Origin of the sequence: Jejubacter calystegiae (assembly GCF_005671395.1) — a bacterium.
Lineage (GTDB): Bacteria > Pseudomonadota > Gammaproteobacteria > Enterobacterales > Enterobacteriaceae > Jejubacter > Jejubacter calystegiae.
Genome location: NZ_CP040428.1, coordinates 3,088,844 through 3,107,781, shown reverse-complemented (window position 1 = coordinate 3,107,781; position 18,938 = coordinate 3,088,844). Strand labels below are relative to the sequence as shown.

The following is an 18,938-nucleotide window of genomic DNA, read 5'->3' as shown; positions in this document are numbered from 1 at the left end:
TATGCGCGCGCTACTGCCCTGGCTTGGCCTGTTCCGCCGTCATAAATGGCGCCTGACGTTAGGCATTTTACTGGCCGTGGTGACGCTACTGGCCAGCATCGGCCTGTTGACCCTTTCCGGCTGGTTTCTTTCCGCCTCGGCGCTGGCCGGTCTTGCCGGGCTTCAGACCTTTAACTACATGCTGCCCGCTGCGGGCGTGCGAGGCGCGGCCATTACCCGTACCGCCGGGCGCTACTTTGAACGTCTGGTCAGCCATGACGCGACCTTCCGCATTCTGCAACACCTGAGGGTAACCCTGTTCAGCCGCCTGCTGCCGCTCTCGCCCGGTGGTCTGCGCCGCTTCCGCCAGGGAGATCTCCTGAATCGCCTGGTCGCGGATGTCGACGCGCTGGATCATCTCTATCTACGGGTCATCTCACCGCTGGTCGGCGCGCTGGTCGTGATTATTCTGGTTACCTTCGGCCTGAGCTGGGTGAATCTGACCCTGGCGCTCACCCTCGGGGGCATTATGCTGCTAACGCTGCTGCTGTTGCCGCCGCTGTTCTGGCGCGCCGGGCGTCCGATTGGCGAATCTCTGACTCATCTGCGCGGCGAATATCGTCAGCAGCTTATCGCCTGGTTGCACGGACAGGCGGAGCTGTCGTTGTTTGGCGCCAGCCAGCGCTGGCGCGATGAAATGACCGATACCGAGCAGCGCTGGCTTGACGCCCAACGCCGCCAGGCCGGGCTTACCGCGCTGTCCCAGAGTCTGATGCTGCTGATCGGCGGTCTGACCATGCTGCTGATTTTGTGGCTTGCCGGGGCGGGCGTCGGCAGCCAACAGCCTCCTGGCGCGCTGATTGCCCTGTTTGTCTTCTGCGCGTTGGCGGCCTTTGAAGCCCTGGCCCCCATCACCGGCGCCTTCCAGCACCTGGGGCAGACCATTGCTTCCGCCCTGCGCCTCTCTCAGGTGACGGAACAGAAGCCAACGGTCACCTTTCCGGACGCTCCGACCACGCCGCCGAACCAGCCTTCCCTGAATCTGGAAAATGTCAGCTTCGCCTGGCCGGAACAGCAGCGCAATGCGCTGGAGTCAGTCTCGCTACAGGTCGCTCCCGGCGAGCATATTGCCATTCTGGGGCGGACCGGCTGCGGGAAATCCACGCTGCTAAGCTTACTCACGCGAGCCAGCGATCCCGATAGCGGGGAAATTCGTCTGGGCGAACGCCTACTGCGTGATTACGACGAAGCCAGCCTACGGGCGGCCATCAGCGTCGTTCCCCAGCGCCCCTGGCTGTTCAGCGCCACCCTGCGCGATAACCTGCTGCTCGCCAGCCCTCAGGCTGATGACGAAACCCTGTCCGCCATATTGACCCGCGTCGGGCTGGCAGGACTGCTACAGGACCAGGGACTCAACGCCTGGCTCGGTGAAGGGGGCCGCCAGCTGTCCGGCGGCGAACTACGGCGTCTGGGCATCGCCCGTGCGCTGCTGCATAATGCGCCGCTGGTGCTAATGGACGAACCGACAGAGGGACTGGATGCCGCCACCGAGCGCCAGATCCTGGCTCTACTGCGCGACCTTTGCGCCGACAAAACGCTACTGATGGTGACTCATCGCCTGCACGGCTTGTCGGCTTTCGACCGTATTGTGGTGATGGATGACGGGCATATTGTCGAGCAGGGCTCCCACGAGACACTGCTGGCCAGCGGTGGACGCTACACGCAGTTTCATCGCCGTCTCCAGGCTATGATTTAACTATTCTTTGGGGTCCGGAGGTTATTGACTATGCGTCTGGTTCAGCTTTCCCGCCATATCCTCGACTTCCCGTCGCCGGAAGCGGCGCTACGCGAACCCAACGGCCTGCTGGCGCTGGGCGGCGATCTCAGTCCGGCGCGCCTGATGCTGGCCTACCGACGCGGCATTTTCCCCTGGTATTCGCCAGGGGATCCCATTTTGTGGTGGTCCCCCGATCCGCGAGCCGTGCTGGACCCCCGGGAGTTCCACGTCAGCCGCAGCTTTCGCCGCTTTTTAAATCATACCAACTTTCGGGTAACGCTGAACCACGACTTCGCTGGCGTGATCGACGGCTGTGCCAGCCAACGCGAAGAAGGCACCTGGATTACTCCGGAAGTCAGCGTGGCCTGGCAGCAGCTACATCAGTTAGGCCATGCCCATTCGGTGGAGGTCTGGCAGGACGATCGACTGGTTGGCGGACTCTATGGCGTGGCGCTGGGGGCGCTGTTCTGCGGTGAGTCGATGTTCAGCCGCCGGGAAAATGCCTCTAAAACCGCCCTGTTCCACTTCTGTCGCTATTTTTTAGCCCGCGGCGGTTGCCTTATCGACTGCCAGGTTCTGAATGCTCACACGGCCTCTCTGGGCGCCAAAGAGATCCCCCGTAGCCTCTATCTGCGGCTGCTGGAAAACCTTTATCCACAACAACCGGACCTGCGCTGCTGGCTTCCCCAGACACTTTTGCCCTGTAGGATTTAATGTTCTGCCCATCTTCCCTCACTCCATGTTATAATTGTGGTCGCAGAACGCAGAGTAAGCTTTGCCCATTGCCCGCATCTCTTTGGGATCAGTCTGGTAACGCCCCACCGCTTATCACTCCGCCCCTTTCATTGCCGCCAGCGTAAAAAACGCGCTGTTGGACGTGGGTCATCGGCAGAACAGACTTTGCTGAGCGCAATTTCTTTACATGACAGGTGAACTTCGGCATTATCTTGCCGGTTCAAACTATGGTAGTGATATCCCGAGGATTAGATGGCCAAAGAAGACAATATTGAAATGCAGGGCACCGTTCTGGACACGCTGCCTAACACCATGTTTCGCGTAGAGCTGGAAAACGGTCACGTCGTTACCGCGCATATCTCCGGTAAAATGCGTAAAAACTATATCCGTATTCTGACGGGTGACAAAGTGACTGTGGAACTGACTCCGTACGACCTGAGCAAAGGCCGCATTGTCTTCCGTAGTCGCTAACAGAATTCTTCTCTGTTGCGCCAACGGTTACGCGACAGGTTATCAATAAAAACAAAAGGCCGGGCGCATTGCCCGGCCTTTTTTATGCCTTCCGTTCGCTTAGTGCGCCGCTTCCGCCTTGTGCTTCTGTGCGCTCTGGAAATCATATTCCAGCCGGTCTTCCGGCTTATTAAGCGTTACCGTGACCTGTCCGCCGTTCACCAGCGAACCGAACAGCAGCTCGTTGGCCAGCGGCTTCTTCAGGTTGTCCTGAATCACACGAGCCATTGGACGCGCGCCCATGGCGCGGTCATAGCCTTTATCCGCCAGCCAGTCGCGGGCTTCCTGCGCCACTTCCAGCGAAACGCCTTTCGCATCCAACTGGGCCTGGAGCTCGACAATAAACTTGTCGACTACCTGGTGGATCACCTCAGTCGTCAGACTCTCGAACCAGATAATGTTGTCCAGACGGTTGCGAAACTCCGGCGTAAAGATCTTTTTGATCTCCTCCATCGCATCGGTACTGTTGTCCTGCTGAATCAGGCCGATGGATTTACGCTCGGTTTCACGCACCCCGGCGTTGGTGGTCATCACCAGTACCACATTGCGGAAATCCGCCTTGCGCCCATTATTATCGGTCAGAGTCCCGTTATCCATCACCTGTAGCAGCAGGTTAAAGACATCCGGATGCGCTTTTTCGATCTCATCGAGCAGCAGTACCGCATGGGGATGTTTAATCACCGCGTCGGTCAGCAGTCCACCCTGATCGTAACCCACGTAACCCGGGGGCGCACCGATCAGACGACTGACGGTGTGGCGCTCCATATATTCCGACATATCGAAGCGCAATAGTTCAATGCCCAGCGATTTGGCAAGCTGCACCGTGACCTCGGTTTTCCCGACCCCGGTCGGACCGGCAAACAGGAAAGAGCCTACTGGCTTATGTTCGTGGCCCAGACCGGCACGGCTCATCTTGATCGCCTCGGTCAGCGCCTCGATAGCGTTGTCCTGACCAAAGACCAGCATCTTCAGACGATCGCCCAGGTTTTTCAGGGTATCGCGATCGCTGGCGGAGATGCTTTTCTCCGGAACTCTGGCGATGCGGGCCACAACCGACTCGATATCCGCCACGTTCACGGTTTTACGACGCTTACTAACCGGCAACAGACGGCAGCGCGCCCCCGCCTCATCAATCACATCGATAGCCTTGTCCGGCAGGTGACGATCGTTGATGTATTTCACCGACAGCTCCACAGCGGCCCGTACCGCTCGCGCGGTGTAGCGCACATCGTGGTGAGCTTCGTACTTCGGCTTCAGGCCGGTCAGGATCTGCACCGTCTCATCAATGGACGGCTCGGTAATATCGATCTTCTGGAAACGACGCGCCAGCGCACGATCCTTTTCAAAGATATTGCTGAATTCCTGATAGGTGGTGGAACCAATCACCCGAATTCTACCGCTGGACAGCAGCGGTTTAATCAGGTTAGCGGCATCCACCTGGCCGCCAGAAGCAGCGCCTGCGCCGATGATGGTGTGAATCTCATCGATAAACAGGATACTGTTGCTATCCTGCTCCAGTTGCTTAAGCAGCGCCTTAAAGCGTTTTTCAAAGTCGCCACGATATTTGGTGCCAGCCAGCAGCGAACCAATATCCAGCGAATAGAGCGTACAATCGGCCATGACTTCCGGCACATCGCCCTGGACGATACGCCAGGCAAGCCCTTCGGCGATGGCGGTCTTACCTACGCCAGACTCCCCTACCAGCAGCGGGTTATTCTTACGGCGGCGGCACAGCACCTGGATGGTACGCTCCAGCTCCTTATCACGGCCGATCAGCGGGTCGATACCGCCCACCCGGGCAAGCTGATTGAGATTGGTGGTGAAGTTCTCCATGCGCTCCTCCCCGCCTGCCTGCTCATCATTGACCGGATTCTCCGCTGAGTTTCCGCTTTGGTTAGGTTCGTCTTTGCGCGTACCGTGCGAAATAAAATTCACCACGTCGAGACGGCTGACTTCGTGTTTGCGCAGCAGATAGGCCGCCTGGGACTCCTGCTCGCTAAAGATGGCAACCAGTACATTGGCGCCAGTCACCTCGCTGCGTCCGGAAGACTGAACGTGGAATACTGCCCGCTGCAGCACTCGCTGAAAGCTGAGTGTCGGCTGGGTATCTCGCTCTTCCACGCTTTCCGGCAGCACCGGGGTGGTTTGTTCGATGAAGGCTTCGAGTTCCTGCCGTAGCGCCACCAGATCCACGGAACAGGCTTCCAGCGCCTCCCGGGCCGATGGGTTGCTGAGTAACGCCAGCAACAGATGCTCGACGGTCATAAACTCATGTCGGTGCTCGCGCGCTCTGGCGAAAGCCATATTTAAACTGAGTTCCAGTTCTTGATTGAGCATAGGGCACCCCCCTCAAGTTGTCTGCCTTTTCAGGCCTGTTCCAGCGTACACAGCAACGGATGCTCATTCTCCTTCGCATATTTGTTCACCATCGCAACCTTGGTTTCCGCCACCTCAGCGGTGAAAACACCGCAGATGGCCTTGCCCTGATAGTGAACCGCAAGCATCAGTTGCGTTGCACGTTCTACATCATAAGAAAAGAACTTTTGTAGCACGTCAATCACAAATTCCATTGGCGTGTAATCGTCGTTCACCAATATAACTTTATACATAGATGGAGGCTTTAGCGCATCAAGCGCTTTTTCATCCACCAGATGGTCAAATTCCAACCAGTCGTTTGTCTTACCCATCGCCAGTCATCATCATTCGGTTAAAATTCAGGCAGAAAATCATCTACCCCTTCGCCGGAGTGTAGTGCCCTGAAGCCCAGACGCCACCGGGTTTTCTCCGCGTTTTGCAGCCAGGCGCGACCCGTGTCACATTAATGCCAATAGCGTTAACTGCTTCAAATTTTGACGCATTTTTGCGTCTTCCTCCCACCTGGATGCTTGACCCTGTGTTGAATTTATCTACATTGTCTAATCGTGAGTTGGCGAGGTTTTGAACAACCCGGGCTCACCCACCGGTTGATTCCATCTTACTTAATATAAAAGCTATGAAGGATGTCGAAGCATGGAAACGGGTACTGTTAAATGGTTCAATAACGCCAAAGGGTTTGGGTTCATCTGCCCTGAAGGCGGCGGCGAAGATATTTTCGCTCACTATTCCACCATCCAGATGGATGGTTACAGGACGCTCAAAGCCGGGCAAGCCGTCCGGTTCGATGTACATCAGGGCCCTAAAGGCAACCATGCCAGCGTCATCGTGCCTGTCGAAGCCGAAGCGGTCGCGTAACGCTTAAGACTTTATTGTGTACATCCCCGAAACAAAATGCCAGCCCGGGCGGCTGGCATTTTTATATCCTTACAGATAACGGCCCCTTATTCCCGCGCCAGGGCATCCACCGGATTTAACCTCGCCGCCCGCCGTGCCGGCAGCCAGCCAAACAGCACGCCCGTTAACGTCGAGCACAGAAACGCCATCATCAGCGCCAGCGGCGAAAAGCCTGGCGCCCAGTCCGGCAGCGCCACCTGCAACAACAGCGCAATCAATAGCGACAGCCCGACACCCAGCGCCCCGCCGACCAGACAAACCAGCACCGATTCGATCAGGAACTGCCGCAGTACATCGCCCGCCCGGGCCCCCACCGCCATCCGGATGCCAATCTCCCGGGTGCGTTCTGTCACCGAAACCAGCATGATGTTCATCACGCCGATACCGCCCACCAGCAGCGAAATCACCGCCACCAGCGTCAGAAACAGCTGTAATGTAGCTGTGGTCCTTTCCGCCGTTTTCAAGAGCTCGTCCATGTTATAAGTGAAAAAATCTCGCTTACCATGGCGCAATTCCAGCAGGCTGGCTACCTGACGCTCCGCTTCATCGCTGGGATAGCCTTCTTTCACCCGCACGGTGATATTGTTCAGCCAGCTCTGGCCCGTCACCCGGCCTGTCATGGTACTCCAGGGAAGCCAGACCCGCAGCACCTTGCTGCTGCCAAACATCGACTGTTTCTCTTCCGCCACGCCAATAATGGTCGCTGGCATATTGCCCACCAGAATCACCTCTCCCAGCACGCTGGCGCGATCGGGGAATAGCTGACGCCGGGTGTTGCTGTCAACCACCACCACCTGAGCGCGGGAGTCCAGCTGTGCCTGGTTGAAGGTTCCCCCTTCGCTAAAGCCCATGCCGTAGACATCGAAATACTGGCTGCTTACGCCGTTAACGCTGGCGGCGGCATCTTTACTGCCGTAGCGTACCCGCAGGTTTTTCGATACCGACGGCGTGGCGGAACTGACCCACGACTGGCGACTGATGGCCACCATATCGTCATAGCTGAGGGACTGCTGGTACTGGGGATCGTCATCACCGAAATCGCGGCCGGGGTAAACGTCAATGGTGTTGGTGCCAATAGAACGAATATCGGCCAGTACCCGCTGCTGGGCCGCATCCCCTACCACCACGATAGAAACCACAGAGGCGATACCAATAATGATGCCCAGCATGGTCAGCAGCGTGCGCATCTTATTGGCCGCCATGGCCAGCCACGCCATGCGCAGGGACTCCTGAAACGCAGGCAGCAGCCGCCAGGCGCTGGCGGGAATATGCGGCTCGGGGCGAGAGGCCGCTTCGCGGGACAGCGGCGGTGGATTACTGACAATTTCGCCGTCGCGGATCTCGATAATTCGCTCCGCCTGAGCCGCCACTTCCGGATCGTGGGTCACAATAATCACCGTATGACCGCGATCGCGCAGCTGACGCAGGGTCGCCATCACTTCCGCGCTGGAGTGGCTGTCCAGCGCCCCGGTGGGTTCATCCGCCAGGATCACCTGGCCGCCATTCATCAATGCCCTGGCAATGCTAACGCGCTGCTGCTGGCCTCCGGAAAGCTGGGTGGGTTGATAATCCACCCGCTCCTCAAGCCCCAGTCGGGACAGCAGCTCGCACGCCCGCTTCTGACGCTGGGCGACCGGCGTCCCGGCATAGATAGCGGGGACCTCCACATTCTGGCTGGCGCTCAGGTGCGACAGCAGATGATAGCGCTGGAAGATAAAACCGAAATGCTCACGCCGCAGACGGGCCAGTTGGTCGCCATCAAGCTGCGCCACATCCACGCCCGCCACCCGGTAATGTCCGGCGCTGGGGGTATCCAGGCAGCCCAGGATGTTCATCAGCGTCGACTTACCGGAGCCGGATGCCCCCATAATCGCCACCATCTCACCGGCTTCGATGCTGAGCGTTATCCCCTTCAGGACTTCAATACGTCCCTCGCCGGAAGGATAACTGCGGCGGATATCCTCCAGCTCAAGCAGCGCACTCATCGGGCGTCTCCCTCGCGGCGGCCGGTCACCACTTCATCGCCCTCTTTCAGGCCATCCACCACTTCCACCTGGGTATCGTTACGCTGACCGATGGTGATTTCACGCGAGCGGGTCTCACCGTTACGCAACAGCGTAACCCGAAAGCGATTATTGCCGATGGGATCACCGAGCGCGCTCTGGGGAATAGCGATAACATCGCTTTTCCCGTTCAGCTGAATATGAACCTGGGCGGTCATCTCCAGGCGCAGCACCCCCTGCGGGTTAGGCACTTCGAAGCGGGCATTGTAGAAAATGGCGTCGTTGACTTTCTCCGGGGTCGGCAGAATGTCCTTTAACTTCCCTTCGTAACGGGTCTGGGGATCGCCCATTACCGTGAACCAGGCTTTCAGTCCCGGGCGCAGGTGAATAACATCCGCTTCGGAAACCTGAGCGTTCACCAGCATAGTGCTCATATCCGCCAGGGTCAGGATATTCGGCGCCTGTTGGGCGGCGATAACCGTCTGCCCCTGCTGCGTGGTTACCTTAGTCACCTCGCCCGCCATCGGCGCCAGAATACGGGTGTACTCCAGATTGGTGCGCGCCGTATCCAGAGAGGCCTGATTACGCTGGATTTGCGCATCGATAGTACCGATCTGCGCCTGCTTCACGGCCAGGTCGGTTTGCGCGCTGTCCAGATCCTGGCGGGAAACCAGCTGACGGCGGGCCAGCTCTCGCTGGCGCGCCAGGGTTACCCGGGAGAGCCGCATTTCGGCCTCGGCCTGACCGCGCTGGGCCCGCAGCTCTTTCAGGGTCGCTTCCACCTCTTTGATCTGGTTTTCCGCCTGTTCAGGATCGATGATCCCCAACAGTTGATCCTTCTTAACCCGGGAGCCTACGTCCACCTTCAGCGTCCTGAGCTGACCGCTGACCTGGGCGCCCACGTCCACCTTGCTGAGCGCATCGAGCTTACCGGTTGCCAGCACGCTCTGCTGTAGTTCGCCTTTGCGTACGATTAGCGTCTGATACTGGGGTACTGGCGCATTGAGCGTTTTCCATACCCATACTCCCCCAATTACCAGCAGCAGTATCAGTGCTATATAGCGTTTTTTCACTTTTCCCTTAAACATAATCGCATCCTGATGGCGGGCCAGAACTACCAATAAGTTCGATAATATAAACCGTTTATCAACATCGGTGCACTACATGATAAAGCCTGGCAGCCGTTGCATAAAAGTTGAGGAACGCGATGCCTTAATAGCGCTATTCCCTGACTCACGACGATCCAACAGTTATGCCACAGATTGCAGTTTCTTCACGGAGCGCCGATACGCCGGTACACAGCTGGCAACTCTTCCTGGCTCTGAGCCAGGGCCGTTATCAACCCGGCCCGACCTGGCGCAAGCCTGGCTGGCGTCGTAAATTTATTTTGCGCTCGCTGGCGATGCCGCTGGCGACGGCGCGCCTGCTGAACGGTCTGACACAACTGCCTCAGGCAAACACGCTATTACAGGCCCAACCCTGCCTTCCCTGCCGGTTACATCGACCATGGCTGATGGCATCGGGCATGGGGCGATCCCGGGTACTGGACGCCATTTTCTTTCACTATCAACAGATGAATCACACCCTGCCCCGAGAGGCAATGCAGGATTATCTTTCGCCCCTGGGCTGGACCCTGGCCTGGCTGGAAGGTAAAGATGGCGAACCTTACCGGCTGGCGCTCAGCGCCGACTGTGATTTGGATAAAGAGGGCGAGGCGACGTTAGCGCTCTATGACTATCAGGATATCGCGCTGGCGCAGTTGACGTTCACCCTGTGCCGCTGGGACGGTATTACCACGCTGTTTATTGGCGGCTTACAGGGAGCCAAGGCCCGGCTCGGCCATGGCCATATTCAGAAAGCGACCCGCCAGTGCCATGGGCTGTTTCCCAAGCGACTGGTGCTTGAGGCCGCACGCCAGGTAGCTTTGCGTCTGGGAGCCCGCCAGATTCTGGCAGTCAGTAATCACACCCATATTTACCGCAGTTGGCGCTATCGCCTGAGCAAGCGCAGCGTCTTTCTGGCCGACTATGACGCCTTCTGGCGCGAGATGGGGGGCGAGCCCGGGCAGGAAGGCCATTTTCTGCTGCCGCTCACCACGCTGCGCCGCCCGCTGGCGGAGATAGTCAGTAAAAAACGGGCCGAATATCGCCGCCGTTATGCCCTGCTCGACGCCATGAACGCGGCGCTGGAACAGAGCTTCACGGCCACTGACGCTTAATCGGCCCGTCCGTGCGCCAGCCACATCACCCGCGAAAACATACCGCGCAGCAACGAGGGAACCGAATCCGTGCCGCGGCGCCCGGCCTCCAGCGCGACCTCGATGGCCAGATCGGGCTTCGAGGAGCGATGGATAGCCCGGGTAATCACCCGGCGCATATTCATCGCCACCCCATCCGGCACCTGCGCCACCCGGTGATAGATCTCACTGAAACCTTCTCGATACATAAAGTGTTCCAGATCACGGGCCGGTAGCTGCGTCAGGTGCTCGCGTTCGCGGCGGCGGTCGTTATCCAGCAGTCCGCGTACCGTGGCGGCATACTTCTTACCCGCTTCATCGCCGTCCGCCAGTACGTGCCACTCAATCCCCATGCGGCGGGCGAATTTAATCAGCGGACGCAGGCCACACTGGGCAAACTCAATCACCTTCACCCCTTCCGCGTCAAAATGGTGGCCGCACTGACGCGCAAGTTCGTTCATCACCCAGACTTCGGTTTCACCTTCCACCAGTAGCCAGCAGCGGGCAAACAGCGAAGAGGGTCGATTAAGTCGAATATGAAAAGCGATACGGCGACCGTCTTCGGCATTCATTCCATCCGGCCCCAGGCGCCAGGCGGCTACCCGCCCGGAATCGCGCACCAGTCGACAGACCTGCTGCACCGGCGTCAGGGAAAGCAGCTCGCCGGAGTTGGTGGTGGCAATCTTCTGTAACGGCAGCAGATTAAGCAGATGCCAGGCCACCGACAGCATAATAGGATGCAGCCGGGTTTCCGGATCCTCTACTACCACCAGAGGTCGCGCATCACGATCGAGACGCACGCTGCCCCGGGATTGCAGCAGCGTGGAAAACATCCCCAACAGAATAATGCGCTGATTACGACTGTGAGGCTTGTCGAGCATGCGATTAATCAGATCGAGATAGCGCCAGCTGCGGCGTTCATCGTGAGAGCGACGACGCATCAGGCGTTCACGGGCCTGGGTGGTGCCCTGCTCGCTGAAGTAATGTTCCAGCAGTTGCGTCATGGCCGACAGTCCCTGGCGCAGCTGTTCATCGGTCAGTACCTGTGGGCGTAAGGCCAGCTCCCGGGCCAGATCGGCAAACTGGCGGGCGGAGCCTTCCAGTTCCGGCTCCCGGGAGACATTGCCTTCACGTAGCCGACGGCTGAAACGCGCATCTCGCAGGCGCAGAACCGGGTTCAAGCGTACCACCTGACGCGCTATCCGATCGATATCGCCCAGCGCCATCGGCTCGCCCTGAGAATTAAGAAAACTGCGCAGGGTCATCACCGTACCGTCTCCCGCCAGCTCCCCTTCCAGACGGTAAAAAATACGCCGGTAGTCATCGTCGCTGGTGACCCACACCGGCGCCAGCGCCCGATAGCGTCGCCCGGGAACTCTGCCCGGTATCGAGGAACGAAAGGTCAGGATAATATGCAAGTGACGTTCACGTTCCTGCATCTCGCCCGGCGGGAAGTGAAAGTCGCCAGAGACAAAATGATAGAGATCATCGCGGGGCGAAAGCAGCAGCGTCAGGGCATCCAGCAAGCTGGACTTCCCCCATGCGTTCTCACCGATCAGGACGTTGTCCTGTTCCAGGTGTAGCGACAGGCGATTAATGCCACGGAAACCCACCACCTCCACGCGCTCAAGAAACATACTCCCTCCCGATGACACTGATGCCTGTTTTTACTGGAGTATAGCGATAAGCCCGCACCTAAGGTATCCCGAGAATAGCGATAACTCAGGCCTTTCTTCCAGGAATAAACCCGATATTAAGTGGACAGTAAATATTATTTTTTGTGATATTTCAGAAAATTTCAGAATTTACCCCAGGAAATATCGCGCAATAAAGTTTCTATTCTATACTTACCTCATTGATTCCTGGCCAAAGGAATAAATCACATTGTTTTAAATCAAATAACCTGGATATATTACGCTGGTTCAGGAAGGACGAAGTTTTTAAAATTACGCGACTCGATTCTACGTCACCTTCCTGATGACGTGATCGGTGGCGAGCGCCGTTCGTTGTTTTTCAGTCGAATGGTAATCGTCTTTGAATAATTACATCGAGGTAAATATGTTCAGAAAATTAGCAGCCGAGTTCTTCGGAACCTTTTGGTTGGTTTTCGGTGGCTGTGGTAGTGCGGTACTGGCGGCAGCCTATCCGCAATTAGGGATTGGTTTTGTCGGTGTGGCGCTGGCATTTGGTCTGACGGTATTAACCATGGCCTATGCGGTTGGCCATATTTCCGGCGGCCATTTTAACCCGGCGGTGACCCTGGGCCTGTGGGCCGGCGGTCGCTTTCCGGCCAAAGAGGTGATTGGCTATATTATCGCTCAGGTTATCGGCGGTATCGCCGCAGCGGCTATTCTCTGGATTATCGCCAGTGGAAAAGCGGGTTTCGATGCGGCAGCCAGCGGTTTTGCCTCTAACGGCTTTGGCGAACACTCTCCCGATCACTACTCCATGCTGGCGGCCATCGTCATTGAAATCGTGCTGACCTGCGGCTTCCTGATTGTGATTCACGGCGCGACAGACAAACTGGCTCCGGCGGGCTTTGCGCCTATCGCCATCGGTCTGGCGCTGACCCTGATTCACCTGATCAGCATTCCGGTTACCAACACTTCCGTAAACCCGGCACGTAGCACTGCCGTCGCCATCTTCCAGGGCGGCTGGGCGCTGCAGCAACTGTGGCTGTTCTGGGTCATGCCGATTATCGGCGGTATCCTGGGCGGCCTGATTTATCGCACCCTGCTGGAAAAACGCGACTAATTATCGCTCTCCCGAAGCCCGGCTAAACGCCGGGCTTCTTTCTGTCCGCCCCTGCCTCTTCCTTTACTCACTTCATTGATTTGTGTATTGTCTGCGCCGCTTACCCAATAAACAGAAGGGATTCGGCTATCATGCTGTCCGGGCTGCTCATTATCCTGGTACCGTTACTGATCGGTTACCTTATTCCCCTGCGCCAGCGCGTAACACTGATCTGGATTAACCGGCTGCTGGGCTGGATTGTCTATATCATCCTTTTCCTGATGGGAATTAGTCTGGCCTTTCTGGATAATCTTTCCGCCAATTTGCTGGCGATCCTTCATTATTCCGCAGTCAGTATTGTGGTTATTCTGCTGTGCAACTGCGCCGGATTACTGCTGCTGGAGCGTTTTCTGCCCTGGCATCACCGCCACCGCCAGCAGAAGCTGCCATCGCGCCTGAAGATGGCGATGGAATCGCTGCAGTTGTGCGGCGTGGTCGCCGCCGGTTTTATTCTGGGACTCAGCGGCTGGTCGTGGCTGACCCACACCACCGAAGCCAGCGAATACACGCTGATCCTGCTGTTGCTCCTTGTGGGGATACAGCTGCGCGGCAGCGGTATGACCCTGCGCCAGATTCTGCTTAACCGCCGGGGCACTCTGGTAGCGCTGGTGGTGGTGGTCAGCTCACTGCTGGCAGGTGCCATTAACGCCCTGCTGCTCGGCCTGCCGTTAAAAACCGGGCTGGCGATGGCCTCAGGCTACGGCTGGTACTCGCTGTCCGGCATCCTGATGACCGAGTCATACGGCCCGGTCATCGGCAGCGCCACCTTCTTTAACGATCTGGGTCGTGAGCTTATCGCCATCATTCTGATTCCGGCACTGGTGGGCCGTAGCCGCTCAACGGCGCTGGGGCTATGTGGCGCCACCTCGATGGATTTTACCCTGCCGGTACTGCAACGCAGCGGCGGCGTAGAACTGGTCCCGGCCGCCATTGTCCACGGCTTCCTGCTTAGCCTGCTGGTTCCGCTAATGATGGCGCTGTTCGCCGCCTGAATCCTTCCTTCGCCCCCCTGATGGGGGGATTAAATTTGCGCTAAATCAATTTCCCTGCACATTGCCATAAAAAGCACTTTTCACCCTTAGTCACTGAGCATAACCTTAAACATGCATATCAAATATAACTTTAAGGTGTAATCATGTTTTGCGTGCAATGTGAACAAACAATTCGCACTCCGGCGGGTAATGGCTGCTCTTATGCGCAGGGAATGTGCGGTAAAACCGCTGAAACGTCCGATCTTCAGGACCTGCTGATCGCCGCGCTGCAGGGGCTCTCTGCCTGGGCGCTGAAGGCGCGTGAGCTGGGCATTATCGACCACGAGGTGGATAGCTTCGCACCGCGCGCGTTCTTCGCCACCCTGACCAACGTCAACTTTGATTCCGTCCGTATCGTCGGCTACGCCCGTCAGGCCATCGCGATGCGTGAAGACCTGAAAGCGCGCTCCCGCGCCATTGATGCAGCCGCAAGCGTTGACCATCCGCTGGCCGACCTGCAGCTTGCCAGCGACGACATGGGCGATCTGCAACGCCAGGCCGCTGACTTCACTCCGAACCGCGACAAAGCGGAAATCGGCGAAGATATCCTTGGTCTGCGCCTGCTGTGCCTCTACGGCCTGAAAGGGGCCGCAGCCTATATGGAACACGCCCATGTACTGGGCCAGTACGATAACGACATCTATGCCCAGTACCACAAAATCATGTCCTGGCTTGGCACCTGGCCGTCCGACATGAACGCCCTGCTGGAATGCTCCATGGAAATCGGTCAGATGAACTTCCAGGTCATGAGCATCCTGGACGCCGGTGAAACCGGTAAATACGGCCACCCGACCCCGACGCAGGTTAACGTAAAACCGGTTGCCGGTAAGTGCATCCTGATCTCCGGTCATGACCTGTTCGATCTCTACAATCTGCTGGAGCAGACCGAAGGCACTGGCGTCAATGTCTACACCCACGGCGAAATGCTGCCCGCCCACGGCTATCCGGAACTGCGTAAATTCAAACATCTGGTCGGTAACTACGGCAGCGGCTGGCAGAATCAGCAGACCGAATTCGCCCGCTTCCCGGGACCGATCGTGATGACCTCAAACTGCATCATCGACCCAACCGTTGGCAGCTACGACGACCGTATCTGGACCCGCAGCATCGTAGGCTGGCCGGGCGTTAACCACCTGGAAGGCGACGATTTTGCCCCGGTCATCGCCCAGGCCCAGCAGATGTCCGGCTTCCCGTACAGCGAAATCGAGCACATGATCACCGTCGGTTTTGGCCGTCAGACCCTGCTTAGCGCCGCCGATACTCTGATCGATATGGTTGGCCGTAAGTCACTGCGCCACGTCTTCCTGATCGGCGGCTGCGACGGCATTCGCGGCGAGCGTAGCTACTACACCGACTTCGCCACCAGCGTACCGGACGACTGCCTGATCCTGACGCTGGCCTGCGGTAAATATCGCTTTAACAAGCTGGACTTCGGCAACATCGAAGGCCTGCCGCGCCTGCTGGATGCCGGTCAGTGTAACGACTCTTACTCCGCCATTATGCTGGCCGTCACCCTGGCCGAAAAACTGGGCTGCGGCGTGAACGATCTGCCGCTGAGCCTGGTACTCTCCTGGTTCGAACAGAAGGCTATCGTGGTTCTGCTGACCCTGCTGTCGCTGGGCGTGAAGAACATCCTGACCGGGCCGACGGCGCCGGGCTTCCTGACCCCGAACCTGCTGGCTATCCTCAACGAGAAATTCGGTATGCGTTCCGTTACCACCGTTGAGCAGGATATGCAGCAGATGCTGGGCGTGGCGTAAGGAGAAGCAACAAGATGACGATGCCAACCTCTCAGTGTCCGTACCGCATGCAGGTACATCATATTAAGCAGGAGACGCCAGACGTCTGGACCCTGTCGCTGTTCTGCCATGACGACTACCTCTATCAGGCGGGACAATACGCGCTGGTCAGTATCCGCAACTCGGCCGATACCCTGCGCGCCTATACCCTCTCGTCCACGCCGGGTGTCAGCCCTTTTATTACCCTGACCATCCGCCGTATCGACGACGGCGCCGGTTCCGGCTGGCTGACCCGCGAAGTTAAGCGCGGCGACTACCTGTGGCTTTCCGAAGCCCAGGGCGAGTTCACCTGCCAGAACCATCCGGCAGGTCGTTATCTGCTGCTGGCCGCTGGCTGCGGCGTGACGCCGATTATGTCGATGCGCCGCTGGCTGGCCAAATACAGCCCGATGGCCGATGTCCAGGTGATCTACAGCGTGCGCTCGCCGCAGGACGTGATCTTTGCTGAAGAGTGGCGCCAGTATCCGGTCACTCTGGTGGCGGAACAGGGCGCGGTCCACGGCTTCGTTCCCGGTCGTCTGACCCGCGAGCTGCTGGCCAGCGTGCCGGATATCGCTAACCGCACCGTCATGACCTGCGGCCCGGCGCCGTACATGGATTTCGTGGAGCAGGAAGTCAAAGCGCTGGGCGTCACCCGCTTCTGGAAAGAGAAATTCTTCACCCCTGTTGCGGCGCCCGTCACCAGCGGCCTGAAGATCTCCACCCTGCAGCCGGTACGCGAATTCCATACGCCGGTAGGCAGCACGCTGCTTGAAGCGCTGGAGAGCAACAAGGTGCCGGTCAACGCCGCCTGCCGCGCCGGCGTGTGCGGCTGCTGCAAAACCAAAGTGGTTTCCGGCGACTACAGCGTCACCAGCACCATGACCCTGACCGAACAGGAGATCGCGGACGGTTACGTCCTGGCCTGCTCCTGCCACCCGCAGGGCGATCTGGTCCTCGCCTGATTTTCACTTCCCCCATGCCGCCTCCTTCCGGAGGCGGCACTTTCTGAACAGTCCCTGTCTTCACTCATCGTCTAAGCTTGATCGCATCTTATCGAAATAAAACAAAGGAGATGTGATGAAACAGACCGTGGCCACCTACATTGCCAAAACGCTGGAACAGGTAGGGATAAAGCGTATCTGGGGCGTAACCGGAGACTCCCTTAACGGGCTGAGCGACAGCCTTAACCGCATGGGAACTATTCAATGGATGCCCACCCGTCACGAAGAGGTCGCCGCCTTCGCCGCGGGTGCGGAAGCGCAGTTAACCGGCGAACTGGCGGTCTGCGCTGGCTCCTGCGGCCCAGGCAACCTGCACCTGATCAACGGACTGTTCGACTGCCAACGCAACCACGTACCGGTGCTGGCGATTGCCGCCCATATTCCTTCCAGCGAGATAGGCAGCGGTTACTTCCAGGAAACCCATCCTCAGGAGCTGTTCCGGGAGTGCAGCCACTACTGCGAACTGGTGTCCAGTCCGGAACAGATCCCTCAGGTGCTGGCTATCGCCCTGCGTGAAGCCACGCTAAGGCGCGGCGTGGCGGTTGTGGTTCTGCCCGGAGACGTCGCGCTGCAACCCGCGCCGGAAGGGGCCAGTACACACTGGTATCCCGCCCCGCTGCCCCAGGTGGTGCCGCGCAAATCGGAGCTGGAAAAACTGGCCGAAGTGCTGAACGGCGCCAGTAATATCGCATTGATGTGCGGTAGCGGCTGCGCCGGAGCGCACAGTGAATTGCTGGAGTTCGCCGGTAAGCTGAAATCGCCCATCGTCCACGCCCTGCGCGGCAAAGAGCACGTGGAGTACGATAACCCCTATGACGTGGGGATGACCGGTCTTATCGGCTTCTCTTCCGGCTTTCACACCATGATGAATGCCGATACCCTGATTCTGCTCGGCACCCGGTTCCCCTATCGCGCCTTCTACCCCAGCAATGCGCGAATCATTCAGATAGATATCAACCCGGCCAGTATCGGCGCCCACAGCAAAGTGGACATGGCGCTGGTGGGCGATGTGCAATCCACATTGCAGTCCCTGCTGCCACTGCTGGAAGATAAGCAGGATCGGTCGTTCCTCGACAAAGCGCTGGCAGACTATAAAGAGGCCCGTAAGGGGCTGGATGACCTTGCCAAACCCAGCGATAAGGCGATTCATCCCCAGTATCTGGCCCAGCGAATCAGCCAGTTGGCCCGCCAGGACGCCATCTTCACCTGCGATGTCGGCACCCCCACCGTCTGGGCAGCCCGCTATCTGGAAATGAACGGAAAACGTCGCCTGCTGGGCTCCTTTAACCATGGCTCAATGGCTAACGCCATGCCTCAGGCGCTGGGCGCAAAGGCGACGGCGCCGGAACGTCAGGTAGTGGCGATGTGCGGAGACGGCGGTTTTAGCATGCTGATGGGCGATTTCCTGTCGGTGGTCCAGATGAAGCTACCGATCAAGATCGTGGTATTCAACAACAGCGTGCTGGGCTTTGTAGCAATGGAGATGAAGGCCGGAGGCTATCTGACCGATGGAACCGAACTCAGCAGCACCAACTTTGCCCGTATCGCCGAGGCCTGCGGTATTACCGGTATTCGGGTGGAAAAAGCCAGCGAGCTGGATGCCGCACTGGAGAAGGCATTTAATACCGACGGGCCGGTACTGGTGGACGTTACCGTCGCCAAAGAGGAGCTGGCGATTCCGCCCCAGATCAAACTAGAACAGGCGAAGGGCTTCAGTCTGTACATGCTACGCGCCATCATCAGCGGCCGCGGCGATGAGGTGGTCGAACTGGCGAAAACCAACTGGTTCAGGTAAAACAACCTATTACCTTCAGTAATACCG

At 58.2% G+C, this 18,938-nt stretch carries 15 protein-coding genes; 10 read left to right on the top strand and 5 right to left on the bottom strand.

Annotation, left to right across the window (positions count from 1 at the left end; all coding sequences use genetic code 11):
- Nucleotide 1: 1 nt before the first annotated feature.
- From cydC to infA, 3 genes are all read left to right on the top strand, one after another.
- The gene (gene cydC, locus FEM41_RS14280) at nucleotides 2-1,735 is read left to right on the top strand and encodes a heme ABC transporter ATP-binding protein/permease CydC (RefSeq protein ID WP_138096600.1); all 1,734 of its coding nucleotides are present in this window, start codon (nucleotides 2-4) and stop codon (nucleotides 1,733-1,735) included.
- A 30-nt stretch (nucleotides 1,736-1,765) separates the two neighbouring features.
- A complete protein-coding gene (gene aat, locus FEM41_RS14275) occupies nucleotides 1,766-2,470 on the top strand; it encodes a leucyl/phenylalanyl-tRNA--protein transferase (protein WP_138096599.1) in 705 nt (234 codons plus the stop codon).
- 273 nt (nucleotides 2,471-2,743) lie between these two features.
- Nucleotides 2,744-2,962, top strand: a complete 219-nt coding sequence (gene infA / locus FEM41_RS14270; protein ID WP_002211347.1) for a translation initiation factor IF-1 — start codon at nucleotides 2,744-2,746, stop codon at nucleotides 2,960-2,962.
- Between the two features lie 99 nt (nucleotides 2,963-3,061).
- On the opposite strand, the gene clpA is transcribed toward infA, so the two are convergent.
- Together clpA and clpS are read right to left on the bottom strand one after the other, a co-directional pair.
- Nucleotides 3,062-5,338, bottom strand: coding sequence for an ATP-dependent Clp protease ATP-binding subunit ClpA (gene clpA, locus FEM41_RS14265; protein WP_138096598.1), 2,277 nt, complete (start codon nucleotides 5,336-5,338; stop codon nucleotides 3,062-3,064).
- A gap of 29 nt (nucleotides 5,339-5,367) precedes the next feature.
- Nucleotides 5,368-5,688, bottom strand: a complete 321-nt coding sequence (gene clpS / locus FEM41_RS14260; RefSeq protein WP_138096597.1) for an ATP-dependent Clp protease adapter ClpS — start codon at nucleotides 5,686-5,688, stop codon at nucleotides 5,368-5,370.
- A 322-nt stretch (nucleotides 5,689-6,010) separates the two neighbouring features.
- On the opposite strand from clpS, the gene cspD reads away from it, so the two are divergent.
- Entirely contained in the window at nucleotides 6,011-6,232 is a 222-nt protein-coding gene (gene cspD, locus FEM41_RS14255; protein ID WP_138096596.1) for a cold shock-like protein CspD, read from the top strand.
- Nucleotides 6,233-6,318: 86 nt separating this feature from the next.
- On the opposite strand, the gene macB is transcribed toward cspD, so the two are convergent.
- Together macB and macA are read right to left on the bottom strand one after the other, a co-directional pair.
- The gene (gene macB, locus FEM41_RS14250; RefSeq protein WP_138096595.1) at nucleotides 6,319-8,256 is read right to left on the bottom strand and encodes a macrolide ABC transporter ATP-binding protein/permease MacB; all 1,938 of its coding nucleotides are present in this window, start codon (nucleotides 8,254-8,256) and stop codon (nucleotides 6,319-6,321) included.
- Nucleotides 8,253-9,362 (bottom strand): macrolide transporter subunit MacA, encoded by a 1,110-nt coding sequence (gene macA, locus FEM41_RS14245; RefSeq protein ID WP_421804356.1) that lies wholly within the window; start codon nucleotides 9,360-9,362, stop codon nucleotides 8,253-8,255. Before macA ends, macB begins: the two co-directional genes overlap by 4 nt.
- A gap of 164 nt (nucleotides 9,363-9,526) precedes the next feature.
- On the opposite strand from macA, the gene FEM41_RS14240 reads away from it, so the two are divergent.
- On the top strand, nucleotides 9,527-10,492 hold the full coding sequence (locus FEM41_RS14240; protein WP_138096594.1) for a VirK/YbjX family protein: 966 nt from the start codon (nucleotides 9,527-9,529) through the stop codon (nucleotides 10,490-10,492).
- On the opposite strand, the gene FEM41_RS14235 is transcribed toward FEM41_RS14240, so the two are convergent.
- Entirely contained in the window at nucleotides 10,489-12,147 is a 1,659-nt protein-coding gene (locus FEM41_RS14235) for an ATP-dependent nuclease (RefSeq protein WP_138096593.1), read from the bottom strand. The genes FEM41_RS14240 and FEM41_RS14235 overlap by 4 nt on opposite strands.
- Before the next feature lie 421 nt (nucleotides 12,148-12,568).
- On the opposite strand from FEM41_RS14235, the gene aqpZ reads away from it, so the two are divergent.
- The 5 genes from aqpZ to poxB all read left to right on the top strand — a co-directional run bounded on the left by aqpZ (nucleotide 12,569) and on the right by poxB (nucleotide 18,911).
- Entirely contained in the window at nucleotides 12,569-13,264 is a 696-nt protein-coding gene (gene aqpZ, locus FEM41_RS14230; protein WP_138096592.1) for an aquaporin Z, read from the top strand.
- Nucleotides 13,265-13,395: 131 nt separating this feature from the next.
- On the top strand, nucleotides 13,396-14,295 hold the full coding sequence (locus FEM41_RS14225) for a LysO family transporter (RefSeq protein ID WP_138096591.1): 900 nt from the start codon (nucleotides 13,396-13,398) through the stop codon (nucleotides 14,293-14,295).
- Nucleotides 14,296-14,438: 143 nt separating this feature from the next.
- Nucleotides 14,439-16,094, top strand: a complete 1,656-nt coding sequence (gene hcp / locus FEM41_RS14220; RefSeq protein ID WP_138096590.1) for a hydroxylamine reductase — start codon at nucleotides 14,439-14,441, stop codon at nucleotides 16,092-16,094.
- Between the two features lie 14 nt (nucleotides 16,095-16,108).
- On the top strand, nucleotides 16,109-17,077 hold the full coding sequence (hcr, locus tag FEM41_RS14215; RefSeq protein ID WP_138096589.1) for an NADH oxidoreductase: 969 nt from the start codon (nucleotides 16,109-16,111) through the stop codon (nucleotides 17,075-17,077).
- A gap of 115 nt (nucleotides 17,078-17,192) precedes the next feature.
- Nucleotides 17,193-18,911, top strand: coding sequence for a ubiquinone-dependent pyruvate dehydrogenase (poxB, locus tag FEM41_RS14210; protein ID WP_138096588.1), 1,719 nt, complete (start codon nucleotides 17,193-17,195; stop codon nucleotides 18,909-18,911).
- Nucleotides 18,912-18,938: the final 27 nt, after the last annotated feature.

Bases quoted from the DNA above. Each gene is read 5' to 3' on its own strand.
- FEM41_RS14225 (WP_138096591.1), top strand. From the start codon at position 13,396: ATGCTGTCCGGGCTGCTCATTATCCTGGTACCGTTACTGATCGGTTAC.
- FEM41_RS14235 (WP_138096593.1), bottom strand. From the start codon at position 12,147: ATGTTTCTTGAGCGCGTGGAGGTGGTGGGTTTCCGTGGCATTAATCGC.
- cydC (WP_138096600.1), top strand. From the start codon at position 2: ATGCGCGCGCTACTGCCCTGGCTTGGCCTGTTCCGCCGTCATAAATGG.
- infA (WP_002211347.1), top strand. From the start codon at position 2,744: ATGGCCAAAGAAGACAATATTGAAATGCAGGGCACCGTTCTGGACACG.
- hcr (WP_138096589.1), top strand. From the start codon at position 16,109: ATGACGATGCCAACCTCTCAGTGTCCGTACCGCATGCAGGTACATCAT.
- clpS (WP_138096597.1), bottom strand. From the start codon at position 5,688: ATGGGTAAGACAAACGACTGGTTGGAATTTGACCATCTGGTGGATGAA.
- aat (WP_138096599.1), top strand. From the start codon at position 1,766: ATGCGTCTGGTTCAGCTTTCCCGCCATATCCTCGACTTCCCGTCGCCG.
- poxB (WP_138096588.1), top strand. From the start codon at position 17,193: ATGAAACAGACCGTGGCCACCTACATTGCCAAAACGCTGGAACAGGTA.
- macB (WP_138096595.1), bottom strand. From the start codon at position 8,256: ATGAGTGCGCTGCTTGAGCTGGAGGATATCCGCCGCAGTTATCCTTCC.
- aqpZ (WP_138096592.1), top strand. From the start codon at position 12,569: ATGTTCAGAAAATTAGCAGCCGAGTTCTTCGGAACCTTTTGGTTGGTT.
- clpA (WP_138096598.1), bottom strand. From the start codon at position 5,338: ATGCTCAATCAAGAACTGGAACTCAGTTTAAATATGGCTTTCGCCAGA.
- cspD (WP_138096596.1), top strand. From the start codon at position 6,011: ATGGAAACGGGTACTGTTAAATGGTTCAATAACGCCAAAGGGTTTGGG.
- FEM41_RS14240 (WP_138096594.1), top strand. From the start codon at position 9,527: ATGCCACAGATTGCAGTTTCTTCACGGAGCGCCGATACGCCGGTACAC.
- macA (WP_421804356.1), bottom strand. From the start codon at position 9,362: ATGTTTAAGGGAAAAGTGAAAAAACGCTATATAGCACTGATACTGCTG.
- hcp (WP_138096590.1), top strand. From the start codon at position 14,439: ATGTTTTGCGTGCAATGTGAACAAACAATTCGCACTCCGGCGGGTAAT.